Raw genomic sequence first — 1,610 nt, 5'->3', positions numbered from 1 at the left:
CCTGTAGCAATCGGAAGTGGTTCCAAGAAAAGCCTCTAAGCTTCAGTCATACGAGACCGTACCGCAAACCGACACAGGTGGGCGAGATGAGTATTCTAAGGCGCTTGAGAGAACTCGGGAGAAGGAACTCGGCAAATTGGTACCGTAACTTCGGGAAAAGGTACGCCCCAGTAGCTTGACTGCTTTACTGCAGAAGGGTGACAGGGTTGCAATAAAATGGTGGCTGCGACTGTTTAATAAAAACACAGCACTCTGCAAACACGAAAGTGGACGTATAGGGTGTGACGCCTGCCCGGTGCTGGAAGATTAAATGATGGGGTGCAAGCTCTTGATTGAAGTCCCAGTAAACGGCGGCCGTAACTATAACGGTCCTAAGGTAGCGAAATTCCTTGTCGGGTAAGTTCCGACCTGCACGAATGGCGTAACGATGGCCACACTGTCTCCTCCCGAGACTCAGCGAAGTTGAAGTGTTTGTGATGATGCAATCTACCCGCGGCTAGACGGAAAGACCCCATGAACCTTTACTGTAGCTTTGCATTGGACTTTGAATCAATCTGTGTAGGATAGGTGGGAGGCTTTGAAGCGGGGACGCCAGTTCTCGTGGAGCCAACCTTGAAATACCACCCTGGTTCATTTGAGGTTCTAACCTTGGTCCGTTATCCGGATCGGGGACAGTGCATGGTAGGCAGTTTGACTGGGGCGGTCTCCTCCTAAAGTGTAACGGAGGAGTTCGAAGGTACGCTAGGTACGGTCGGACATCGTGCTAATAGTGCAATGGCATAAGCGTGCTTAACTGCGAGACCGACAAGTCGAGCAGGTACGAAAGTAGGACATAGTGATCCGGTGGTTCTGTATGGAAGGGCCATCGCTCAACGGATAAAAGGTACTCTGGGGATAACAGGCTGATTCCTCCCAAGAGTTCATATCGACGGGGGAGTTTGGCACCTCGATGTCGGCTCATCACATCCTGGGGCTGTAGCCGGTCCCAAGGGTATGGCTGTTCGCCATTTAAAGTGGTACGTGAGCTGGGTTTAAAACGTCGTGAGACAGTTTGGTCCCTATCTGCCGTGGGCGTTGGAAATTTGAAGGGGGCTGCTCCTAGTACGAGAGGACCGGAGTGGACGAACCTCTGGTGTACCGGTTGTCACGCCAGTGGCATTGCCGGGTAGCTAAGTTCGGAAGAGATAACCGCTGAAAGCATCTAAGCGGGAAACTTGCCTTAAGATGAGATTTCCCGGAGCCTTGAGCTCCTTGAAGGGTCGTTCGAGACCAGGACGTTGATAGGTCAGGTGTGGAAGTGCAGTAATGCATTAAGCTAACTGATACTAATTGCCCGTACGGCTTGTCCCTATAACCTTGACGGTTATGAATCAATGATGATTCCTTGCATTTACTCTTTGATGAGACGTAGTTGAACACTACAACCCAACTTTACTTCTTCCGGATTGAGATCGATTGCTGCTCCATTGAGAGCAATCGATCGTACAAGTCATGCCTGATGACCATAGCAAGTCGGTCCCACCCCTTCCCATCCCGAACAGGACCGTGAAACGACTTTGCGCCGATGATAGTGCTGCAACCAGTGTGAAAGTAGGTTATCGTCAGGCTGT

Annotated in this window: 2 rRNA genes; both read left to right on the top strand. The window is 50.9% G+C overall.

Annotated features, from left to right (window positions below):
• Positions 1-1,350, top strand: a 23S ribosomal RNA gene (locus tag ACY65G_RS30540); the annotation flags it as partial.
• Positions 1,351-1,494: 144 nt separating this feature from the next.
• Positions 1,495-1,607 (top strand): 5S ribosomal RNA (gene rrf / locus ACY65G_RS30535).
• Positions 1,608-1,610 lie beyond the last annotated feature (3 nt).

The sequence above is a fragment of the Pseudoduganella sp. jia 12 genome, from assembly GCF_055502675.1.
The sequence above is the reverse complement of the archived record's forward strand: the minus strand, read 5'-3'. Positions and strand labels throughout refer to the sequence as shown.